We start from the raw sequence: 20,527 nt of genomic DNA, 5'->3' as shown, positions 1-20,527 counted from the left end.
AACTTTCATATAAAATCTAATGTTCTGATTTTTTATAAATCAAACCTAAATATGGGGCAATATTGTTAAGCTCATCTATCTTATCACAGCCACCTGTATAGCTAGCACAACTACCTTCATCTCTTATATAGAGTCTATCATCAGTGTCACAGTCACCTGCAGCAATACAGTCTAAACCATCAGGCATGGCATATATCAATCCATTGTCATCACGTAAAATCTGAGCATCAGAATTATTTATCGATATTTTATTAACTAAAGTAAAGGTACTATAATCAAAGTCATCAACATAAATATTTGTATCTGTAACTATAAATAGTGCTCCAAACTTTGGAATAAGCTTTTGTATAGTTCCTGAAACACCTTGAGCTATGATTGCGGTAGTATTTAAGGAACCAGCTCGATATACATGAGTATAATAATAATTATCATCATGATATATAAGGTAATTTTGCAACTCATTTCTTCTAACTAGAATAGGTTCTGCTTGAACCAAATCACCACCAAATATGCTACCACCCAAATTACCTAAATTTACAACACCATCAGCATTATGTGTATTAAACTGGATAACTTTTGTAACACCATCATCTTGAAAAAAGACTAAAGGCCTTCTAGCATTTAATGCTTCTAAAGTAAAAGCTTCATCCGGTACGACCATAAACACTTTAGTCACATCAAAATCATCTGTTGCCTCTACTTTTGCTGGAGTTTTTACAGTATAAACACCACTATTATAAGTAGTTCGATATATAACCAAATCATAAGTATCAGAACCATCTGTCCTTTCTTGCTTACGCAATATCACAGGTTTTGGTACTTCATTATCAGCATCATGAATCCACTTTGTCAAAATCACACTACCACTAGGAATGCTACTACCGCTAGGTAGTCCAACTACCTGATTCCAGGTATTAAGATCTGTTTGAGCCTGAGCAGAATTGTCTACTAAATTTCTAAGAGTAGTCGATGATGTATATACTTTACCTGTATCATAAGTTGCTAACAATAAGTTCCATAATCCATCTTTAAGATTCCAGCCTATGCTTAGTTTATAATCATCTTCTGATAAGCCACCTTGTATGCCAACTACTGTGTTTGTACCTGCAGCACTTATATTTAAACTCGTTCCATTTTGAATTATATTACCGATATATCCTCTTTCATTATCAAGGATCATACTACTACCACTACTTAGCTTGTATGTAGCAAAATTACCTGTCATCCCATCGACATTTACATAAGGTACATTTAAAGGATTTATAATATTATCATAACTAGTATATGTATCTGCAGGTAAACTATTAAATATAAGCTCTTTAGTATATTCCGTAACTCCATTATTGATAAAGTTATGAGTAAATCTATGGCTCATTAGGTAAGGTTCTGCTTGATATAAAGCACTATTAGTATGCTCGACTTGAAAACCTGGTGAAATAGAATCAACAGTTGTACTAAATGTAAAGTCACCGATAGTATCACTAATGCTATTGTTAATATTGTTCGAGACAAATAAATCATTTATATAGCCTCCATCGACATCGAGATTTAACTCATCATCAACAAGTGACTCGATTGTGAGCATGCTAGCTCTATAGTTATATGCTAAGGCTGCCATTACAACCATTAAAACAAATGAAAATAATAATGCTGTAAGTAAAGCTGAGCCTTTTTGTTTTGAAATTTTTATCATATTACAAAACTAATATCCTACTAAATGATTGATCATCAATATCAAAAGATACCTTAATTGCTGGCATATCTTGACTATTTACATCTACATTTGAAGTTATAGCATTCCATGTTATAACCTCATCAACTACACTTGCTGGTTCAACTTGCAGGTTATTTACTCCTCTAACCAACTCATAAGAAATTCCTCGAGCGGAAGATGATTTTATAAACACATATAAAGCAAAAATATCATTACCATCATCATCTTGCTCACCTGTGTTTCTAACATACATTATTTGGAAATTATACTTACCTGCATAATCACCCTTATAATATATAGTGTTTTGTGGGCTAGTATCTAGCGTAATAACACTACTACCAGAATTTATAGAAGCTATTTTAACAAGATTAGCATCATCTTTATTTGATAGTAAAAGATAATCATCTACTTCTAAGTCTGCAATTGATTCTAGCTCTAGAGAAGTTGCTAAGCTATTATTAGCAATAAGCTTTGTGTGACTATCTTCTTTTCTAACCATTATATAATCTGTATCTGATTGAAAGCATTCACCAGTACAACCATCTTCTAAAGCTCCCGATATATGACTTGATGTTGCGATAGGTAAAGTTCCAACTCTTATCGCTGAACCACTTGGTAAGAAGAAGCTATCTAAAGAATCTCCTGTACGATCTAGGTATTGTTGGCTAGCGGAGCCAAATTTAGATGCAAAACCTGCACTGGTAATAAAATCTTGCAACAATCTTTTTGTAGCTAACTGTTTAACCTCTATATCGGTTCTTTCTTTCAATAAATTATATTCTTCTTTAGCGCTAATATATACAGATAAAGCCATTGAAAGTACAATTATAGCAATTACTGCTGATATCAAAAGTTCAACCAATGTTAGACCTTTTATACTATTTAAGTTTTTGTTATTTTTCACTCTATTAACTTCAAATTATCTCTACACTATTAACCATCATGTGCAACTACCTTCATAAGCACCATTAGCTTTATAAGCACTTAATTCAGAGCTATTAATAGTTTTTTCTTTCCATTTGTTCTTATTGTGCGGATAGCATATAAGAATTTCTTCATTATCTTCATTATCGTCATCACTAACACCCTCTCCACAAGCACCGAGATAATCACCATGCCCAAGATGCCCTTTAACTGCAGCAGCTGGTAAAGTTTTTGTCTTTTCTGCAGGTGTTCCAGGCTTATGGCAAAGTACTACTGTTGATGCTTCAACTTCGGCTTCAGTTTCACTACAAGCTCCTATACTATCACCATGCCCAAGATGTCCGTTAAGAGCTGAAGCAGGTAAAGTCATTGTTTTTTCTGCAGGTGTACCAGGTTTATGACAAATAGTCACTTCCGATGAGCCATTTCCATTCTCTGAATCGGTTCCATTTCCATTATCATTAGAAATATCATTTTCATAAACTTTTTTAGTTATGTTTAAGCCAAAATCACTATTTGTTGCATGAAACGCAATAATATTATTTACTTTCTCTTCCTTACTAAACTCCATACCATTATCATCTGAAGCATCAAACTCACCTGATATAATATATTCATTAATACGACGACCTAGTTCATCAGTTAAGTCAACATTCTTTTCCGTTAAAACAGAACCTGATAAAACACTGCCGATCGCATAGAACACAGCAAACAACAAAAATATAGTAATTGTAACTGCTATAATTGTTTCAATTAGAGTAAAACCTTTATTTTTTTTCATAGCTATCAATCCCTCTCAAAAACCTTCTTATTGGTTGTTATATCATAATTAGAATCAGTCGCTGTAAACTTATATAAGTTATAGTCAACACCTGTAGCATTACCAGTTTCGCCCCCAGACTGGTTACCTTCTGTTGAAGAGTTGCCATTGCCATTATTGCCTTCTTTTGTAATATCTGTTTGAATATAGGTTCTACCACTAGAGCCACTATCATCAAAACTATGTGAAATAATGTATTCACTTACCTTATCATCTAATGAATCTACTAAATCTACTTTTTTGTCATCAAAACTCCTTTTGATGAGCTAGTTCCTAATAGCATTAACCCTGCATAAGATACAACTTATTTAGGCACTTATATTAATCAGTCCCTTCATAAATTAACCCTAATATATTTGAAAGGCTATTAAGTTTTGCTACGGCATCACAGTCAAACCCTGTACAACCACTACTTATGTAAATACGATTAGCACTATTGCAATTGCCATCAATCATACACTCTAGTCCATTTGGCATTATATAAATCTCACCCGAACCATCTCTTAATACCTGGTAGTTTTGATCACTAGCAATATTTAACCTACTTAAAATTTGAGCATTATCATCAAAATTAACCACATAGCAAAAAGCATTATTAAAGATAAATAAAGCACCAAACCTAACTATGACCTTATGAATAGCCCCACCAGCAGCATAACTTGTCAATGGAGTTATAGCAAGTACCGGATTGTTCGCAGAACTATATATATACCTATATAGATAATCTGTATCATACAGAATCAAAAACAATTCTGATTCATTTCTTCTAACCAGAAGTGGCTCAAATTCACCTGCATACTGTAGTTGAGTATTTGTCGACCCTGTACCATCTCCAAAACGATAGTTACCATCTCGATTAAAATCTAGTAAATTTTTATTTTCAATAACTAATGGAGGTGCTGAGCCGAGGTTTGCATCCCAGTCAGGAGACACTATAAAAACAGAGCCTGAGCTAAAATCAGTGTCTGAAGTAAAAGTGTCAAATAAACTTGCTTCATAGCTATTATTTCCACTATTATAGCCTGGGCTATATGCATCTAACTCATGTTGACCAGACCTATCTATCTTTCTCAAGACTAATGGCTTAGGTACTGCTTGAGAATTATCATGATACCATTTCATAAGGATTATACTACCACTTGAAGCTGAGCTACCACTAGGTATACCTGTTATCAATTCAAAATTACCAAGGTCAGTAGTTGCTTGACCGCCATGATTCAAAAGATTATCTAATGTGGTTGATGAAGTATATACTTTGTCGGTATTGTAAACTGCCAAAAAAAAGCTTCTCAATCCATCTACAATATCCCAACCAACTGAAAACTTATAATCTGTATTAATATCATTAGGTACAGCGAGACTTCCTGTATTACCAGATACATTATAGTCGAGATTAGTACTATCTTTCATAAGATAGCCAATATATCCTATCTGTGACTCATTTATTTCACCATTATCTAGCTTATGAGTTGCATCTTGTGAAGATAATGCCGATCTATTTAAGTAAGGAACATTTATAGGGTAAATATCTTCTTCATACTGAGTATAAAAATTATTGTACTCAATTCCGTTTATAATCATATTAACTGTTCGTTGTAACACAGTTTCATAAAAAAAGTTATGCTCTAGCTCATAGCTTGTAAAAAATGGCTCGCCCTCATATAGCTTAGCACTAGAGTTAGATAAAAAAGGAAACTCTACTCGAGTGGGGGTGGTTACAAACCTAGCATCATCGATATTTTCATCTATAGTTTGAGTATAATCCTGCTCAAATAGATTGTCATGAATATAACCCTCATCAATTTGAGTATTTATATTTTGATTAGCAAGACTATTTATAGATAATGTTCCTGTTCTGAAGTTATATGCTAGACTTGAGATAACTATCATGATAACAAATGCAAATATCAGCGAAGTCAATAAAGCTGAGCCTCTATTTTTAACTGATAATTGCTTCATTTAAACACCTCGCTTTAGAGTATTATTATTTTGTTGTAACTTACTCCATCTATTTCAAATGAAATTTCTAAAGCCCTATATGTATTTTTATCGATATTTAAGTTTCCTACAACTTGAGTCCAAGTATCTCCATCTAATGAATATAAAACCTTCAAATTTTCAACACCTCTTACAAGCTCGTACAAGTCATCATTTACACCATCTCCAGATGCATCATCACCTTTGATATAAACATATAGTCCAAAGATCGCATTGCCTTGTAAATCTACTTCGCCGGTGTCCTTTATGTAAAATATATCTAAACTATAATCACCTACATAATCACCTGTATAATAAGGAGATCCTCCATAAGAAGAATCAAGAGTAACTGTACTAGACCCGGAATTTATCGTTAAAGCTTTAACTAGATTAATAGCCTCAGCATTACATAATAATAAGTGATCGTTAGTACTAATATTATCAACTGAATCTAGTTCTAGTGTCGTATTACTTGTATCGTTAATTAAATGATGGTGTGCTACATCATGTTTTATGAGTATATAATCACTACCAGCCTGAAAGCACTCAGAATCACAGTTTGATTCAAGTGAAATTGGAAGCGTAGAGCCCGAACTTAATGGTAAATTCCCAATTTGAATATCTGTTGAGTCTAGAAAGAAATTCTCTAACCCTTCACCTGTAGCATCACTTTGTGTTTGAAAAGAAGTACCAAAATTACATGCAAAGCCTGAGTTTCTAATTGAGTTAGATATTATGTTCTTAACTATTAGTTGACTAACTTCCTGATCTAACTTATTTCTATTATCTTCAAATTGTCTTTTTATAGTGCTGTATATATTTATAGCTATAGAAAATGCAAGTATCGCTATCAGTGACGCAACCATCAACTCCACAAGAGAAAATCCATTGTTTTTATTTTTATTAAAACAATACATTTAGTGATTTTTCCTAAACACCCTTATAAACACAGTAGTTTATTATATCATAGACCACTGATAAGCATTAAGATTAGTAGTTAAATTTAGTTAATCTAAAAATTACACCAACTAGGCAATAAATCACTATCAAAATTATATGGTGTACACTTCCATGTAACACCTGTATTAGGATCAATATCTGCATTTGTCATAGGGCCAACAATCACATACGGACCATAAAAATCAAACGGTGGATCGTCCATTGGCATTGTTACATTTAATTGAGTATTACCAAGGTTTAACATTACCATTGTATTCGATGAATGCTTCATAGTGCTATTAGATAAATACTGATCTCTAGCTGCATTAATGTTATCAAGTATTTCAGCCTGATCTATCACTGTTGCTCCAGCATCTATATACAATTTATTAACTGCTTTCATATATGGGCCAAGCTCGGTAGTCATAGCCAAAGCTGTTGGTCCTAATGGTGAAAGAGTCCTTTTAAGTACACTAAGACCTGATGAAACATTATATGCCTTAAAAACTTCTGTAGAACCAATAGTTTCTCTTGAAAATGTTATATCACCACTAGCACTTTCATCAAAATTACCTGTAAGCATGTAGTCATTTACATGAAAATCAAGAGCATTTATCAATTGTGTTTTTTTTTCAGTAAGCACAGTACCACCAAGTATATTACCTAGCGTATAAAATGCAGCAAAAAATAAAAATAATAATATACTAATAGCTATCAGCGATTCTATTATTGAGATACCTTTTATTCTTTTTAATACCATAACTTGCAATCCTAAAGTGCTATTAACACTATTAAACATTCTACCACAAGTGAAGATATAAAGAGTAATTATAGCTAATGAAATTTAATCTTCTTTAACTTTAACCCAACTTTGCATTGTATTTATAAGCTCGGCGAAAAGATCTGCCATCAGCAACAAGTCAGTTTCATGTCCGCCATTATCATCTTTATTAAGATCGTTTATACCTTCCAAAAACTTTACAGACTTAAACTGTAGCTTTGTATTTGCCGTCATTGCTACTTGTTCATTCCATATAATAGCAAGCTCTGTGATATAGCCACCACTTTCAATGAATGATTTGATATTATCCGTAAGCATAGTACTACCTTGGCATGAAATATTTGCCACACTATCACCTATCGCACTAGTAAGCTTGCACCTTTCAGCTATTTCAACTTCTAGCGGATTTGTACCATCAACTAGCCATTCTGTAAGAATATCTGTTTCTTCTTTGATTACAGGATCAAATCTTGCTTCACATCTTTGTAGAAGATCAACAATCTCTAAAATTTGCTTTTCAGATACGCTATCCACCACTAGATAATTATTTACCAAGTCTAAGTATCCATAAGTTTTCTTAAACTTACTAAAAGCCATAGGAAGTAGTCTTTGCTCCATATCTTCCTTTATCTCAGCTTTTTCTTTTTTGCTGACATACCTAGTTAATTCTAGCTCTTCGATATGCTCTTCTGCCTGTTGTTTTATAACTTGAGCAGGCAAAATCTTTTCTTCACTAAGTAGGCAAAATGCTGCTAAATGGTTAAATCTAAAGAGACAGTTTTCGCTATCTTTGACAAAAGGGTTTACAAAGCCACGTGTTGATTTTTGTGACTTACTACACGGTATAAATGCAAGTTTATTCATAGACTCTTCAAAAATATCTATGTCTATATCTGTGATTTTGAAAGCTGTTAGATTTTTAAAAAACATTTATAAAACTCTTCTAAAGTAATTAAAGTAGTAAAATAATAAAGCATAAAAGTAAAAAGTAATACTGTAAATACAGAAAAAAACTTCTATTTTTTTACACAATTGGAAATAGTATAATGTTTATGTTAATTATTAATCTAAATATTTCAAGGATACTTATATGTCTCAAATAGTTGTCTGTGCTATGTATAAATTCGTTACGCTAGAAGATTTTGAAGATATGCGTCAGCCTATATTAAACACTATGATTCAAAACAAAGTCAAAGGTACTTTGCTTATAGCTAATGAAGGAATTAACGGTACTGTTGCTGGTACTCAAGAAGGTATAACTGCTTTACTTAACTATCTAAAATCTGACCCAAGACTAGCTGATATCGACTATAAAGAGTCCTATCATGATGATATGCCATTTTACCGCTCAAAAGTGAAGTTAAAAAAAGAAATAGTAACTTTAGGTGTGGAAGACATCGATCCAAATAAAGTATGTGGTAAACATGTAAAACCTAAAGATTGGAATGAACTAATATCTGATCCAGATGTACTTTTAGTTGATACTCGTAATGAGTATGAAATCGAAATTGGTACATTTAAAAATGCGGTAAACCCTCATACGGATAATTTTCGTGAATTCCCAGAATATGTTGATGAAAACCTAGATCCTAAAAAACAAAAGAAAGTAGCGATGTTTTGTACTGGTGGCATTAGATGTGAGAAATCTACAGCATTAATGCTAGAAAAAGGCTTTGAAGAAGTTTATCACCTCGAAGGTGGAATTTTAAAATACTTAGAAGAAGTACCAAAAGAAGAAACTATGTGGGAAGGTGAATGCTTTGTGTTTGACTCCCGTGTAGCAGTAAATCATGACCTTGAAAAAGGTAACTATGACCAATGTTTTGCTTGTCGTATGCCAATTACAGAAGAAGACAAGAAGCATCCTGAATATGTCAAAGGTATGAGTTGTCATCACTGTTACGGTAAGCTAACTGATGAGCAAAGAGCTAGATTTGCTGAAAGAGAAAAGCAATCTCAACTAGCAGCTGAAAGAGGTTTCTCTCATGTTGGTGATGAAGCAAAACAACTTGCAGAATTAAACAAACTACAAAAACAAAAAGCAAAAGAGCAAGCTAGAGAAAAAGCGCTAACAAAATAGTTTAAATAAATCACAAAACTTTTCATTTATCATAGCATACATTTATTCTTCAAGATTGATCTTTATAAAGGTCGCACATTGCGGCAAGCTGTTGTTAAAACAATGATTAAACGACTTTAACTATTTGAGCAAAGCAAGTTTTTAAAGTCGTCATTGGTGTACAACTAAGCGTGAGCTAAGTGCTGGCATTTTTGCTTACTTTTTATGCCAAGTAAAAAGTAAGGCGCATTAGCTGACAAAGCCTGCGGCGAAACTGTTGAAATTAAAATAAATAGATTAAATAGTTTGATCCAATAACCTCTGCTTTCTATAAACCAGTATAATCAAAATCATTGGCACGATTAAGTCTGTCCAAAAGATTGCTCCTGCATTTCCAGAGTTAAAATTATGTAGGTTAATCATCTGCTTTATATGCCCTAGAGCAGCTCCCCATAAAAAGACTGCAAAGAATAATACTGTAGATTTTTGAAAACCAATACTTGCTTTACAAGCAAACAATCCAGCCAGTCCAAATGCTAAATTTGCAACACCAACCTCCCACTGAAATGGACTATTTTTCCAACCAATAAATCCAGCAGCAATATTAGGGAACCAACAGTGCATAATAAATCCCCATATACCAAACATGCCTACAGCTAAGAAAAATATATAGCTAAGATATAGATTTATTGCACGCAAAGGATTTTTATGAGTTAATGTTCGAATGTGTATAAAAGCAAGTACTAACGCTAAAACAAATGTCCACAAAGACACATCTGATAAAAAAAATGTAATAATCATATCAATCATAGCATGCTCCCAAAAACTTACATGGAAATAATAATCACTTTAGTTACTATAATTATAGCTGTCACATCTGAAAACTAACAGTTAACTATTTAGATATATTCCATCAGATTTGATGACTATTTTCTTTTGTCTGAATAGCCCACCAATAGCTTTTTTAAAGTTTGCTTTACTCAAGCCAAAAACTCTTTTTATCTCACTAGGATCAGACTTATCATGAAACGGTGCAAAACCATCATTCTTTCGTAGATAATCTTCTACCTTTTGAGCATTTTTATCTAAACTCTTATATGCTTCTAACTGTAAGGTTAAGTCTATCTTACCATCATTACGAATAGCTTTTATGTATCCTGTTATAGACTGACCAAAGCTTAGTCTTTGAAATACTTCATTATTGTAAAGTACACCCCAATGAGTATTATTCACAATGGCTTTATAGCCTATATCTGTAGTTCCACCAATTATCAAATCAACCTCTTGACCAACCTTAAAGTCACCATCATCAAAATCTGATATAAATTTATTTATCTTAGAAGATGCTGTTAGCCTGCCATTTAGCTTATCAAGGTATATTTTTACCAAATACGACTTACCATTTTCAAAAGGTCTATGTTGCTCTGCTAATGGTACTAGTAAATCTTTATCTAAACCCCAATCTAGAAATGCTCCGATACCAATCATAGATTTAACAGGCAAGAAAGCTATCTCGCCAACTGCTGGTACTTTCTTTGTAGTAGCCATAAGCTCAGACTTAGAATTTTCATACAAAAGTACGCTTATTTCATCACCAATTTTTAAACTAGTTTTATCTTCTTCTGATAGCTCTTTTTTAACTAAAGTTGCTATGCCTAGATTCTTTGCATCCAAATGAATTACAAACTCACTTACGTCTACTACTTGCAAGTTATAATAACTTCCTAATGTAATCAAAATAATTAACCTTTCTTATAAAATTTAATACCCCATAATTTTACCACAGTTGACTTCAATCATGTAATCAAGCCATAGCTTTTATAAACCAAGTCGAAATAAATCTGTAAGGAAATATTTACATACAGCTTTTTAGTAGTGTACTATTTTAATAACCTAATCAGTAATTTAATAATTTCATGAAAAAAGTAATTAAAACTTTAATCTTTTGTAGCTTGGCTATTACAGTGATAAATGCAAATGCTAGTCCTAATACTACTTTACCTACAGATACAAACACAACTCGTTTAACCCTACCCAAAAATGTAGTTGGCTTCTCAACACCTCAAGGACAAGAACTTCTAAGAACTGCACCAGAGAAATATTCACAACAATACTGGAAGCTTGCTGAGTACTTTACAACAGAAAATGGAATAAGCTTTTGTGGGCCAGCTGCAGATGTTATGGTCCTTAATGCTCTAGGTCTCGAGCCAGCACTCGCTCCTGCTCATAGAGAGTTTACTATTTTTGACCAAACCAATATTTTTTATAACAAAGACCTAATTAAAGATAGTATTACTCCAGCTAGAATTTATATGCATGGGTTACCATTAGATGAAACAGCTGAAATTATCAACAAACAAGAAACAATAGACGCAAAACCAGTGGCTAAAGTTTATCATGCAAACAAGTTTAAAGATGAAGCTCAATTCAAAAATACTCTGTTAAATAGTATGAAAGAAGGTAAATATATAATTATTAACTATAATCGAGCTGATATGGGTGCCTCTGGAGGAGGACATTTCTCACCACTTGCCGCGTATAATCCTAAAGCTGATATGTGGCTGTTAATGGATGTAGCTAGATATAAGTATCCACCTGCTTGGGTTAAAACTTCTGATTTATATAAAGCAATACAGGCAAAAGATTCAGAATCGCATAAACCTCGTGGGGTTATTGTGGTTTCTAAGAGTGATGGTTAATTGAGACTTTAAGGTTTGTGTAAACCTCACTCAATATCGCTGCATCTTTATCTGTTAGTTTAAATCTACTCATTTGTATAACCCTCTTTTTATTTACTTAATTTTGATTCTAATATTTTTTTAACTGGCTGATAGTATTTTGTTTCCTTTATAAAAGACATATTGCTTCTATTTGAATTTGTTATAGATATGTATTTGTAATATTTTTGCGGAGAAATGTTTATGTTAAATGAATCGTTTAATGAAAAATAGAAATTGAATCTACTATCATTTAAATGCTCTTTTGAAAAATTGATTTTACCTACTAACCCACCTTTTTTTTGCATTTCTTGACTAGTTAAGTCGGTCATGTATATATATATACCATTTATTTTATGACTAGTTGTTAAGCTTCTTAAGTAGTTATCAAGCTCATAACCAAACTTCATTGCTTTAGCTATATTCTCAGCATTTTCAGGTTGTTCATAGATATTTATAGACACTCTATCAATTTGTATTTTATTTTTATACTTAGCTAACCAATCTTTTGCACTAAGTTTCCAGTTATTATCTTGATTAAATATTTCATAAGTATCTGTATCATAAAATAACCTTTCATTACCATAGGGGTATTTAGGATTGTTGTATTTGATTTTTATACTAAAATCTATTTTAGATAAATCGTAATAATCAGATATAAAATTTGTTTCTATATACTTCTTTACTTTAGGCATTAAGATATTTTCACCGCAAGTATCACTATTTACATTAAATTCATCTGCTATATTAGGTACTGTAGGGTTTGCATTTATACCTTGTGTACCTACGACTCTACTTAAAAACACTCTACATTCATATAGTTTTTTACTAGTAAACCAACTTGTACTTTTGTAATCCCCTAAAACAACTGTCAAGCCATTATCATAACTTTCTTCTACTTTAAAATCTTCGCCATACTTTTTATCTGCATAGTTCTTTGCCATATCTTGAAATTGACCAGTATAACTCCATACAAAGCTATAGCCACTTTGTAGCAATATCATAAATGCGATTATGCTTAATAATGTTTTTTTCATTTTCTGAACCTAAATTGAGTGAAAAATAAGATACCTAGATTTATCTTAAAATTTGGAAGCCACAAATACAATAAATAATTTGAACTATGTAAGATTTAAGTTATTAAGTTGGTATAGTTATGTACTACAAGGAATATTTTTAGAAATTTATTTGATAGTTTTAATACTAAGCACATTTATTCTCAATATTTACTTTTTATATAAGTTCCCACATTAATAAGGATTGAGATTGGATCAACTCACCCAAACATATCCTTCAACGCAGATAAACTTTGCTTTGAGCTCTCTTTACGAGCTTCAGGGTTTTCTTTTGCACCACCAACCCAATGCAGATCAGTATCTGGTAACTCTTCGATAAATCTACTTGATTGAGTTCTGATCTTTTCACCAAATCTATTGCGATACTTGGTAAGTGTAATTGTGAGGTTTTCTTTTGCTCTTGTAATGGCTACATAGGCAAGCCTTCGCTCATCTTCGATAGAGTCTTCTTCTATACTTTGCTGATGTGGTAAGATGCCCTCTTCCATACCCATTATATAAACTTTTTTATACTCCAACCCTTTCGATGCGTGCATTGTGATTATTTGCACTTGGTTATCATTTTTATCTTCGCTATCACGATCAAGTATGTCTATAAGTAGCATTTTATTTAACACACTAGATAATGAATCTAAAGCATTATAAGACTCATCTTCAAGTTGATTTGTTATCCATTTAACTAGCTCAATCACATTGGCATACTTAAACTCAGCCTGCTTTTCAGATGAGCTAGAATCTATAAGCCAAAGTTTATAAGATATTTGCTCAATAAAATCACCTAATATCTTCTTTAGTTCTGTTATAGATATGCTTGTAACTATCTCTTGTTGTGTAGCTATTATCAGCTCTTTAAAACTAGTCAATCTAGACTTTGTTGAGTCACGCAAATCTATCTCATCAAGATGATATAACGAGTTAAAAAAACTACAGTGATGTTTGCTAGTGTATTCACCTAATTTATGAATGGTTGCACTACCTATCTCTCTCTTAGGTATATTTACAACTCGCAAAAATGCTCTGTCATCATCTGGATTTACGATTAACCTCATATATGAGATCATATCTTTTATTTCAGTCTTTGAGAAAAATGAAGTCCCACCATTTATTACATAAGGTATCTTATGCATTTGCATATATCTTTCTAGTAAAAATGCTTGATAATTACTACGAATTAAAATCGCATAATCATTATTTTTAGTATTAGTTTTTATCTTATCAAAAAATATATCACTAGCTATAAACTGTGCTTCATCCTCATCATTTAGCAAGCTTATAATCTTTACCTGATCTCCATAGCCTTTTGCTGACCATAGTTTTTTTTCAAATATGTGGCTGTTATTCTCTATAAGCTTGTTTGCAACATTCAAAATCCTACCAGTTGAACGATAATTTTGCTCAAGTTTAATAACCTTCAAACTCGGAAAATCTTCTTGTAAATGGCGTAAGTTCTCAGGTTTAGAACCTCGCCAAGCATAGATTGACTGATCATCATCACCCACTACTGTAAATTTATTTTTACCTTTTGTTAGGTACTTTAAGAGCTGGTATTGTGATTCATTTGTATCTTGATACTCATCTATCAATATATATCTAAACTTATCTGACCAAAATTTTTGGATATTTTCATTCTTTTTAAAAAGTTGCATCGGTTGAAATATCAAATCATCAAAATCAAATGCATTATATGACTTCAAATACTTTTGGTATTCCTCATATACAAACTGTGCTTTAGTATCTAAATCATTTTTTATATCCACTTGATCAGGGGTTAGTAAAGATGATTTCCAATAAGATATTTTTGACTGGATAAATTTAGTATCTTGCTTCGGCATCTGAAACCCTTCATAAGCAATATCTGCGATCAAAGTAAGCGAGTCATTTCCATCAAAAAGTGTAAAGTTTTTCTTATAACCAAGCTCAAGAAAATGCTTTTTTAAAATAGTTAAACCAAGCGAATGAAATGTCGATATAGTCAAACCTTTTGATCTATCTTTATCTAACCTAGACTTGACTCGCTCCTGCATCTCTTTAGCTGCTTTATTTGTAAATGTAACAGCTAAGATGCTTTTTGCAGGGTATAGCAATTCTTCAATAAGATAGGATATTTTCTCAATAATCACACTAGTTTTACCACTTCCAGCCCCTGCTAGCACAAGCAATGGTGAACCAATGTATCTTACAGCATTTTGTTGCTCAGGATTTAATCTATCTAGCATTTAGTGATAATCTCACCAGACTCTAGCTTGTATTGGCTATCTACTGCTTCTTTATGAAAAACCACAAGCATATAACATTCACTATCAACAAATACTTTATTTACAACTACAGCTAAAGGCTTACCATCAGAGTTTTTTAAATCTTGAATCTGAATATCATTACTAGAGCTCATCACTGCTAACTCTTTTTTAAGCTTTGCCTTGTAATGCATTCTAGCTATAACTTCCTGCCCCATATAGCAACCCTTTGTATAGCAAATTACATTTTCAAGATTATCTAATTCAAGTTCTGCTGGTAGAAATTTCTCAAAATTGCCAGAATTTATAAATGCTAGTTTGTTAGCTATATTTCTCTTTTGAACCTCTTCAAAACTTATGTTTGATTGTTCACTACCTTTAACTACATCATGGTTTAAAAAACATCCCTCACGATACACCAAACTATAGCCAGCATTTATCTCAAAACTAACTTTTGAAAACATACCATACTTTTTAAGCCAAGAGATCAGACCTTCAACTACACCCTCATCAACAGATAAAAGCAAAGTATTATCATCAATAAACTTCACAAAACATAATGATATTATACGGCCTTTTAAATTAGCAAACGCTGTAAAAAGAATATCTTTATTTTCAGTTAAAAGGTTTAAATCAGCGGTAGTTAAGCCTTGTAGAAATTTTTTAGTATCTATACCACTTACTTGTAATATTTGAATATTTTTATATTGATAATTAGTCATAGAGAAACCTTATAAAGTGTTTATAGATGGATATTTTTTAAATAGTAGATTTTAGTATATTTATGAGTATCTTGCAAAGTTATTAATACTGCGATGGGTTACCAATCCCTCGAGGTCCTGTATTTTGAATACCTCCTTGAGCTCCATCAAGTTGCATTTGACGACTCATTCTTTGTTCTTCGTCTGTTGGCATACTAAGATTTCTTTGGATATTTGGTGCAGGCTGAGAAAGATTAGCTAAATTTGGATTCTCATCTTCATCATCATCTGAATCTTTAGAGTTATCTTTATCTCTATTTTTATTAAAGATATTATCATTTGCAGGAGCTTTTTGTTCTTTAAATGAGTTTAATTTTTTTTCTTGCTCACCAATGTCTATTCTACTTTCTGATGAGTTTGAAACTCGAGCTTTATCATCAACTTCATATTCTCTTTCATCTAAAGCAAAGCCACCCACTGCAAAAGATAAAGTAATCGCTGGCGCTAATATTAATTTCTTCATTTTCCTCTCCTATAAATAGCCCTTTATAATCTGTTCTAATTCAACTGTATCTTTGGTGAAAGAATTTATGCCTTCTGCTAGTTTATGATTTGCCATAATATTTTGATTCATGCTTAGTCTAAATCTCTCTTCAGTAAGAGAGTCTTCTTTAAAATGAACATCATAGTCATCACAAAGATTAGTTTCTAATGAGCCATCCATATTTGCCATTTCTTCCAATAACGCAGGAGAGATTGTAAGAGCATCACAACCTGCTAATGCTAATACTTGCCCAACATTTCTAAAGCTTGCTCCCATAACTATAGTTTTAAAGCTATGACTTTTATAAAAACTATAAATTTCTTTAACAGATTTAACCCCCTCATCATCTTCTACAGCAGGGAAACTTACAAGCTTTTGCTGTTGCATCTGCCAATCTGTAATTCTACCAACAAATGGTGATATTAAAAAAACACCAACTTCAGCACATGCCTGAGCTTGGGACTTATCAAAAATTAAAGTCAAATTACAGTTTATACCTTCTTTTTGTAAGACTTCAGCAGCTTTGATACCTTCCCAAGTAGCCGCAACCTTAATTAAGACTCTATCTTTAGATATGCCTTTGCTCGCGTAAGAAGACACTATTTCCTTTGCATAGTTAATCGTCTCAGATGTACTAAAAGACATCCTAGCATCAACTTCACTTGAAACTTTACCATCAATTACTTCAAGGATTTTCTGACCAAATGTGACCAATATCTCTATTACACATTTAGTTACTAATTCTTCATTAGTTAGCTCAGGGTTCGATAGTTTTACACTCTCAATTACATCTTTAACTAATTGTGTATATCTCTCGTCTTTGACAGCTTTTAATATAAGGCTAGGGTTCGTTGTTGCATCTACTGGCTTATACTGTTTTATAAGTTCAAAATCACCAGTATCAGCAACGACCATAGAAACTTGTTTTAGTTGCTCTAAAATTGTTTTATTCATTATTTAGAAATAGTTATTTTACATAGAATAAGTATACAAACTCTAGCTTAAATATAGAAACTTATTTGATTTAAATAGTTATTTTTTTGAAGTAATTACTTATATTTATCACTTAACATCGCAAAAGTTGTTCTAACCGCCATCATCTCACCACCTTTAGGCTTACCAGCAGTTGAAGAAACATTCCAACCCATAAGGTCGAAATGCACCCATTTGGGTGCTTTTTTAAGCCCTACAAAATACTCTAAAAATAGCGCTGCTTTAGTCGCTCCCGCAAATGGAGATAAATCACAGTGTGAAATATCTGCAAAATCAGTTTTTAGCGCTTTTCTATAACAATCAGATAATGGTAACCTCCAAACCTTATCTTGTGTACATTTACTATATTTATATAGCTCATTAGCAGTTTCATCATCGTTACAGAATAATGCTGATATTTCAGGGCCAACGGCTACTCTAGCAGCACCTGTTAGCGTAGTAAAATCTATCAGATAATCTGGGTTTGTTTTTGCTTCTTCATATAATGGTTCAGCAAGTATCAACCTACCTTCAGCATCTGTGTTTGTTACCTGTACAGTTGTACCATTTTTCATTGTAATAATATCACTAGGTCTATATGATTTTGCATCTATTGCATTTTCTACAGTTGGGATAACTAAACTTAAATTTACAGGCAATTTATGTTTCATAATCATATATGCTAAGCCTATAGCATTTGCTGCTCCGCCCATATCTTTAAGCATCAGCATCATACCAGCACCAGGCTTGATGTTTAATCCACCTGTATCAAATGCAACACCTTTACCAACTACAGATATCTTAGGGTGTTTTTTATCTCCCCAATTTAGATGAACTAGTCTCGGTGGACGGTGACTACCTTTACCAACAGTGTATACACCCATATAATCATTTTCCACAAGCTCTTGGCCCACAAGCTCACTACATTGCCCATCAAACTTCTTAGCAATATCTTTTACAACTTTAGCAATATCTTCAGGTCCCATATCTTCAGCTGTAGTAGTTATCATATCTCTAACTAAAAATGTCGCTTCAACCTCTGGTAAGATCAATTTATATTCTTCAGGTAAATAAAGTTTTACCTGCTTAGATTTAGGTTTTGAACGATACTTATCAAAACTATAGCTACCTAAAGCAAAAGCTATGTAGTATAACTTTAAATCTTCAATTTCAGATTTTTGTATATGGTAATTTCCAGCTTCAAGAGTATTTGCTAGATCAGCAATACTGTACATATCATTATCAATGAGATAAACCACATTTTCAAGCTCACCTGTCTTTTCACTAGGGATTTTAAAAATTTTATTATTTTCGCCAAAATCTATAGTCTTCGCAAGGTTTTGTACAAAATCATTCTGTTTTTTTAGCCATTGAGAGCAATTTTCATTCAAAACTAACTCTATAGCTATAGAGTCAGTATGTTTATCATTAGAAAAGCACTTTAATTCAGTTTCAAGAAAATACATTTTAATTAATAATTTTATTAAGTAGTGTATAAATTATAACAAATTTCTAAGCTGTAGTTCTCAAATATTTGGTAATGCAGAACACACATAAAAAACACCTCTATGACTATTTAACTTAATACTTTTAGTCACTTTTGCAAAAGAGATAACCTATAAAATATTACAAAGACTAGTGCCAGGTATAAAGATGATAGTGTTTAATGAAAATCTTTTATAGATCAACTTTTTGATTAAATAATACCCAGTTATTAACATCTTTAACAGTCTTAGTAGTCAGTATTCCAGCTGTTTTATAAAGACTTAAAAACCCTAAAATATAATCAAATTCAGCATTGTTTAAGTTTATAAGAAATTGATAGTATTGATTCAGTAGTATAAAGTACTGTGTAATTGTAGTAGTACCTTGAAGATATTTTTCTTCATATTTTTCATATGCAATTTTAGCTGCTGCCACTGACTTTCTTAGCTCTGTAATCTGCTTCTTCTTAAGCTCCACAAACCTGTATGCATACATTGCATCATTTTGTGCTACCCTTCCTGTTTGAATCATATCAAACTCAGAAGACTGATAATCATAAGCAGCTTTTTTAAGCTCTGCATAGTCAGTTCCACCAGATAGGAAATTCCACTCAATATTAAGACCAAAGTAAAATGCATTTACAGTACCTTTAGCTGGTAAAAACTGATCAAAAACAGGGTTTCCTAGTGTACTCACCTGATTTATACCTGGTGAATATTTCAACTCAAAGTTGATCGTTGGCATAAATGGACTTGTAGCTGATTGATAATCATAGTACTTACTCTCTTTAAAATGTGCAGAACCCAAATACGAAGGATTACTTCTTAACGTAAGCTGTTCCCAACCTTCTTCATCATTAGGAGATGGATCTTTTAATTCAAAGTTATTGTCATATAAAATCACATCATCATTATTGTTTGTGAATTTTTTTAATTCTGCTCTTGCTACTTTTTCTTCTCTTTTAGCTGCAGCATAGTCAGCTTGCGCAATATAGTAGTTAGCTCGAGCTGTTTCATAGTCAGCTGTATCAGCAACTCCTGCGTTAAATTTATTTTCTAACTCATTATCACTTCTTCTGTTAGCTTTTAGGTTGTATGAATTATACTCAACATTTTTAATCGCTTTAACTAGATTAAAATATGCAAAACTTACATCATATAAAAACTGCTGGTAATTTGTACGATAATCTTGTTGTCCAAACTGAGCTGTTTCTTGGGCAGATTGAAGGTCTTTATATGCACCATAATCATATAGAGGTTGTGTTAATGATACTAAACCATTACCTGAACCAAAAGATCCACCGGCTATATCCCCACCAGCACCATCTACACCATCAATAATATCTACATGCGAAATTTCTGCACCAACATCAACTCTAGGTAATAATCGACCTAACTGTACCGCAGGATCCATCTGCCTAGATTCAAGCTGGAAACCGATATATTTATACTGTGGTGAATTACTTGTTGCCTTAGCTATAGTTTGATCGAAGTCAGCTATAGCAGTAGATCCATAGCAACTAAAAGAGCTAATAACACCAACAATCAAAAATAGCTTACGACTTAAAAAATTCAAAACTCTACT

General features: G+C 32.4%; 18 protein-coding genes. 2 read left to right on the top strand and 16 right to left on the bottom strand.

The window, feature by feature from the left end:
• Nucleotides 1-16 precede the first annotated feature (16 nt).
• The 7 genes from CDH04_RS03015 to rdgC form a co-directional block, all read right to left on the bottom strand.
• Entirely contained in the window at nt 17-1,693 is a 1,677-nt protein-coding gene (locus CDH04_RS03015; protein WP_112869618.1) for a hypothetical protein, read from the bottom strand.
• A gap of 1 nt (nt 1,694) precedes the next feature.
• On the bottom strand, nt 1,695-2,618 hold the full coding sequence (locus CDH04_RS03010) for a PilW family protein (protein ID WP_112869617.1): 924 nt from the start codon (nt 2,616-2,618) through the stop codon (nt 1,695-1,697).
• A gap of 36 nt (nt 2,619-2,654) precedes the next feature.
• Nucleotides 2,655-3,419, bottom strand: coding sequence for a prepilin-type N-terminal cleavage/methylation domain-containing protein (locus tag CDH04_RS03005; protein WP_112869616.1), 765 nt, complete (start codon nt 3,417-3,419; stop codon nt 2,655-2,657).
• Between the two features lie 360 nt (nt 3,420-3,779).
• Entirely contained in the window at nt 3,780-5,417 is a 1,638-nt protein-coding gene (locus CDH04_RS03000) for a hypothetical protein (RefSeq protein WP_112869615.1), read from the bottom strand.
• A 14-nt stretch (nt 5,418-5,431) separates the two neighbouring features.
• Nucleotides 5,432-6,352 carry a PilW family protein gene (locus CDH04_RS02995; RefSeq protein WP_112869614.1) on the bottom strand — a complete coding sequence of 307 codons (921 nt, stop codon included), beginning with the start codon at nt 6,350-6,352 and terminating at the stop codon, nt 5,432-5,434.
• 95 nt (nt 6,353-6,447) lie between these two features.
• Nucleotides 6,448-7,134, bottom strand: a complete 687-nt coding sequence (locus CDH04_RS09925; protein WP_234393403.1) for a type II secretion system protein — start codon at nt 7,132-7,134, stop codon at nt 6,448-6,450.
• A gap of 84 nt (nt 7,135-7,218) precedes the next feature.
• The gene (gene rdgC / locus CDH04_RS02985) at nt 7,219-8,085 is read right to left on the bottom strand and encodes a recombination-associated protein RdgC (protein ID WP_112869613.1); all 867 of its coding nucleotides are present in this window, start codon (nt 8,083-8,085) and stop codon (nt 7,219-7,221) included.
• A 160-nt stretch (nt 8,086-8,245) separates the two neighbouring features.
• Here rdgC and trhO point away from each other — a divergent pair, with 160 nt between their 5' ends.
• Nucleotides 8,246-9,235, top strand: coding sequence for an oxygen-dependent tRNA uridine(34) hydroxylase TrhO (gene trhO / locus CDH04_RS02980; protein WP_112869612.1), 990 nt, complete (start codon nt 8,246-8,248; stop codon nt 9,233-9,235).
• Nucleotides 9,236-9,511: 276 nt separating this feature from the next.
• On the opposite strand, the gene CDH04_RS02975 is transcribed toward trhO, so the two are convergent.
• Both CDH04_RS02975 and CDH04_RS02970 read right to left on the bottom strand, forming a co-directional pair.
• Nucleotides 9,512-10,024, bottom strand: a complete 513-nt coding sequence (locus tag CDH04_RS02975; RefSeq protein ID WP_112869611.1) for a DUF6790 family protein — start codon at nt 10,022-10,024, stop codon at nt 9,512-9,514.
• A gap of 81 nt (nt 10,025-10,105) precedes the next feature.
• Nucleotides 10,106-10,951 carry a CvfB family protein gene (locus tag CDH04_RS02970; protein WP_112869610.1) on the bottom strand — a complete coding sequence of 282 codons (846 nt, stop codon included), beginning with the start codon at nt 10,949-10,951 and terminating at the stop codon, nt 10,106-10,108.
• Nucleotides 10,952-11,130: 179 nt separating this feature from the next.
• On the opposite strand from CDH04_RS02970, the gene CDH04_RS02965 reads away from it, so the two are divergent.
• The gene (locus tag CDH04_RS02965; protein ID WP_112869609.1) at nt 11,131-11,913 is read left to right on the top strand and encodes a phytochelatin synthase family protein; all 783 of its coding nucleotides are present in this window, start codon (nt 11,131-11,133) and stop codon (nt 11,911-11,913) included.
• An 89-nt stretch (nt 11,914-12,002) separates the two neighbouring features.
• On the opposite strand, the gene CDH04_RS02960 is transcribed toward CDH04_RS02965, so the two are convergent.
• The 7 genes from CDH04_RS02960 to CDH04_RS02930 form a co-directional block, all read right to left on the bottom strand.
• On the bottom strand, nt 12,003-12,968 hold the full coding sequence (locus CDH04_RS02960) for a hypothetical protein (protein WP_112869608.1): 966 nt from the start codon (nt 12,966-12,968) through the stop codon (nt 12,003-12,005).
• Nucleotides 12,969-13,207: 239 nt separating this feature from the next.
• Nucleotides 13,208-15,223, bottom strand: coding sequence for a UvrD-helicase domain-containing protein (locus CDH04_RS02955; protein ID WP_112869607.1), 2,016 nt, complete (start codon nt 15,221-15,223; stop codon nt 13,208-13,210).
• Nucleotides 15,217-15,963 (bottom strand): CAF17-like 4Fe-4S cluster assembly/insertion protein YgfZ, encoded by a 747-nt coding sequence (gene ygfZ / locus CDH04_RS02950; RefSeq protein WP_112869606.1) that lies wholly within the window; start codon nt 15,961-15,963, stop codon nt 15,217-15,219. Before ygfZ ends, CDH04_RS02955 begins: the two co-directional genes overlap by 7 nt.
• A gap of 82 nt (nt 15,964-16,045) precedes the next feature.
• A complete protein-coding gene (locus CDH04_RS02945; RefSeq protein WP_112869605.1) occupies nt 16,046-16,465 on the bottom strand; it encodes a hypothetical protein in 420 nt (139 codons plus the stop codon).
• A 9-nt stretch (nt 16,466-16,474) separates the two neighbouring features.
• Entirely contained in the window at nt 16,475-17,440 is a 966-nt protein-coding gene (locus CDH04_RS02940; protein WP_112869604.1) for a transaldolase, read from the bottom strand.
• Between the two features lie 95 nt (nt 17,441-17,535).
• Nucleotides 17,536-18,924 (bottom strand): M17 family metallopeptidase, encoded by a 1,389-nt coding sequence (locus tag CDH04_RS02935; protein WP_112869603.1) that lies wholly within the window; start codon nt 18,922-18,924, stop codon nt 17,536-17,538.
• 211 nt (nt 18,925-19,135) lie between these two features.
• Nucleotides 19,136-20,518, bottom strand: coding sequence for a TolC family protein (locus tag CDH04_RS02930; RefSeq protein ID WP_112869602.1), 1,383 nt, complete (start codon nt 20,516-20,518; stop codon nt 19,136-19,138).
• Between the last annotated feature and the right edge of the window lie 9 nt (nt 20,519-20,527).

The sequence above is a fragment of the Francisella adeliensis genome, assembly GCF_003290445.1.
In the GTDB taxonomy this organism is placed as follows: Bacteria; Pseudomonadota; Gammaproteobacteria; order Francisellales; family Francisellaceae; genus Francisella; species Francisella adeliensis.
Note: the sequence above shows the minus strand (reverse complement) of the source record. Positions and strands in the feature narration are given on the sequence as shown.